This window comes from Streptomyces sp. NPDC001401 (assembly GCF_042895385.1).
GTDB lineage: Bacteria > Actinomycetota > Actinomycetes > Streptomycetales > Streptomycetaceae > Streptomyces.
In genome coordinates this window covers 1-3212 of sequence record NZ_JBIAWI010000046.1, presented here as the reverse complement: position 1 = coordinate 3212, position 3212 = coordinate 1, and the positions used below count along the sequence as shown (strand labels likewise).

3 protein-coding genes are annotated in these 3212 nt (G+C 67.2%); all 3 read left to right on the top strand.

Annotated elements, in window-relative coordinates; translation table 11 throughout:
* Positions 1-308 precede the first annotated feature (308 nt).
* The 3 genes from istA (at position 309) to ACFY10_RS54975 (ending at position 3111) form a co-directional block, all read left to right on the top strand.
* Positions 309-1904: an IS21 family transposase gene (gene istA, locus ACFY10_RS54985; protein WP_390672977.1), complete on the top strand. Its 1596-nt coding sequence runs from the start codon at positions 309-311 to the stop codon at positions 1902-1904.
* Complete coding sequence (gene istB, locus ACFY10_RS54980; protein WP_390672976.1) at positions 1901-2674, top strand: IS21-like element helper ATPase IstB; 774 nt, start codon at positions 1901-1903, stop codon at positions 2672-2674. The genes istA and istB overlap by 4 nt, the downstream gene beginning before the upstream one ends.
* A 68-nt stretch (positions 2675-2742) precedes the next feature.
* A complete protein-coding gene (locus ACFY10_RS54975; RefSeq protein WP_390672975.1) occupies positions 2743-3111 on the top strand; it encodes a hypothetical protein in 369 nt (122 codons plus the stop codon).
* Positions 3112-3212 lie beyond the last annotated feature (101 nt).

The window sequence follows — 3212 nt, the reverse complement described above, 5'->3', positions numbered from 1 at the left end:
TGTCGACGGTCAAACAATTCCCCACGATCTGCATGATCGGCGTCAGCCAATTCCCCACCACTGTGGTCACGACTCCCCATGGGGACGCTGACCGTCGATGGTGCCGCTGAACACGCTCGAACTAGCCTGATGTTCCCTGTTTCGGGTGGTTTGCGAAACTTCTAGATCTTCCTTGCGAATCGGTCGGGTTCCCCATGGGCATGCCGGTGCCCGGGTTGAGGGTCCTGGCCTCTCGGAGCCGTCGAGGTCCCTCGATCTGCGAGCCGAGAGGCCGACGGACGCACCGGATGGCAAGGAGAACATTCACCGTGGTCGACATCGTCGAGATCTACGTGCACTGGTACGCGGGCCGGTCCAAGAGCCAGGTATCCGCCTCGCTGGGGGTGGACCGCAAGACGATCAGGAAGTACCTGGCGCCGGCGGAGGCGGCCGGGATCACTCCGGGAGGGCCGCCGATGAGCGAGGCGGACTGGGCCAAACTGCTCAAGAGTTGGTTCCCGGAGCTGGCCAGCCGGAGGCTGAACCAGGTGCGGTGGGCAGAGATCGAGCCGCACCGGGACTACGTCAAGAGCCTGCTGGAGACCACGACGGTCACCACGATCCACCAACGGCTCCGGGACGAGGGCAAGTTGAAGGTGTCGCTGTCGACGTTCCGGCGCTGGGTGCACGAGAACCTGCCTGAGGAAGCGGCCCGCTCGAAGGTCACGGTGCTGCGGGAGAACGTCGAGCCGGGCTCGGAGGCCCAGATCGACTACGGGTTCCTGGGGCAGTGGATCAACCCGGCGACCGGGAAGCGGCACCGGATCTGGGCGTTCGTGATGGTGCTGCCTGCCTCGCGGCACATGTTCGTCCGCCCGGTGGCACACATGGACCAGCACGCCTGGACCGAAGCGCACGCGGAAGCCTTCCGCTTCTTCGGAGGCATCCCGCGGCGCCTGGTGCCGGACAACCTCAAGACCGGGGTGGACAAGCCGGACCTCTACGACCCGCAGATCAACAAGTCGTACGCCGAACTCGCCTCCTACTACGGCACGTTGGTGGACCCGGCCCGCGCTGCGAAGCCGAAGGACAAGCCCAGAGTGGAGCGGCCCATGCCTTATGTCCGAGACTCGTTCTGGAGCGGGCGGACGTTCACCTCACTGGAGCACATGCAGGCCGAGGCGCTGCTCTGGGCGAGAAATGTTGCTGGTCAGCGGCAGTGCCGGCCGCTGGACGGTGCGAAGCCACTGTCGGTGTTCGAGGCGGTCGAGGCCGAGGCCCTGCTGCCGCTGCCATCTGAGCTGTTCGTGCTGGCCAGATGGTCGAAGGCGACGGTCGGCCCGGACATTCACATCAAGGTCGGCCGCACCCTCTACTCGGTGCCCTGGAAACTGATCGGACGCCGCGTCGATGTCCGCTCCACCGCTGTCACGGTGCAGATCTTCCACGAGGGCGAGCTGGTCAAGACCCACGCCGCCCTGGAACAGGGCAAACGCACTGACAAGAACGACTACCCGCCCGAGAAGATCGCTTTCCAGATGAGGACGCCGATCTGGTGCCGCGGCCAGGCATCCCAGGTCGGGGACGCCTGCCGGGAGGTGATCGACCAGCTCCTGGAGGTCAACGCCCTCTACCGGCTCCGCGCAGCCCAGGGAGTGCTCGGGCTGCGGAAGAAGTACGGCGACGCCCGGCTGGAGGCCGCCTGCCGCAAGGCGGTCGCGGTCGGCGACCCGTCTTACCGCACCGTCAAGGGCATCCTGGTCGCCGGCACCGAGACCGATCCGGAACCCGAGACCGGCGATGCCGGAGCCGCGGCCTTCCTGCACGGGCCCGAGGGTCTGTTCGCCGCCAGCATTCCCACCCAGACGCCCGGCAGCGTCCACGAGGACCAGGGCCACGATGACGCCGAGGAGGCCGCCCGATGAGCGTGATGACCACCGCCCTGCGCGACTCCCTCAAGACCCTGCGGCTGTCCGGAATGCTCGAAACCCTCGACGCCCGCCTCACCCAGGCTCAGAAAGGCGAACTCGGACACCTCGACTTCCTTCAGGTCCTCTGTCACGACGAGATCACCCGACGCGAGAGCGTCGCGCTCGAACGCCGCCTGCGCAAAGCCAAGTTCGAGCAGCAGGCCACCCTGGAGGGCTTCGACTTCAACGCCTCCCCGAAACTGCCCGCCGCCCAGATCCGCGACCTCGCCGCCCTGCGCTGGCTCCACTCCGGCGAGTCCGTCATCCTCTTCGGACCCGTCGGCGTCGGGAAGACACACGTCGCCCAGGCCCTCGGCCACCAGGCCGTCCGCCAGGGCGCAGGCGTCCGCTTCGCCAAGACCAGCCGCATCCTCGCCGAGCTCGCCGGCGGCCACGCGGACCGCACCTGGGACAGGCGCATGCGAGAGCTCATCCGCCCCGACCTGCTCATCCTCGACGACTTCGCCATGCGCCAGCTGTCCGCCGCCCAGGCCGACGACCTCTACGAACTCGTCTCCGAGCGGCAGGGCCGGTCTCTGATCATCACCAGCAACAGGGCGCCCAGCGACTGGTATCCCCTCTTCCCCAACCCTGTCGTCGCCGAGTCACTGCTGGACCGGCTGATCAACTCCAGCCATCAGGTCATCATGAACGGCCCCAGCTACCGTCCCAACAAGCGGCCCAAGGGCCCCACCGAGAAGCCGGGCACACCCGCAAACGGCTGATGCGATACCGGTCCGCCACTGTCACAGGTCCCCGCTACTCTCACCGCGTCGAGATCAAGGAGGACCAGGTGCTCGAAGGCGTGCTGATCGCGGAAAGTCTGCGGCTCGGAACGGAGTTGGCCGGAGTCCAGCTGCACATCACCAAGATCGTCAGAGTGGAGGTGAACAACGCGGCGGCCGAGCAGCCGCAGCAGTGGACTCTCCTGGACTTCGCCGCCGAGGAGGCCGACGCTGAGCGTCTGGCCGAGCAGCTGGCCGCCTGCCTGGCCCCGACCGGGGGCTGGTATGTCAACTACAACACGACCACGGAGGCGTTCGTAATCTTCGCCGACAAGGTCTTCCGCTATCCGCGCAAGCAGGCCGAAGGCCGTCGGCAGGCGCAGGACTACGCGCGCTCCATCGGTATCCCCGAGCCACAGCTGGACTGGCAGGACTGAGCCGTGGGGCCCCGCATCATCGGCGGGGCCCGACCGCAGCTACGGCCACCACCTGGGGAATTACGTGACCACGGGGGGTGGGGAATCGGCGGCTCTGTCGG

Coding starts and splice junctions, on each gene's coding strand:
- istB (WP_390672976.1), top strand. CDS start 1,901: ATGAGCGTGATGACCACCGCCCTGCGCGACTCCCTCAAGACCCTGCGG.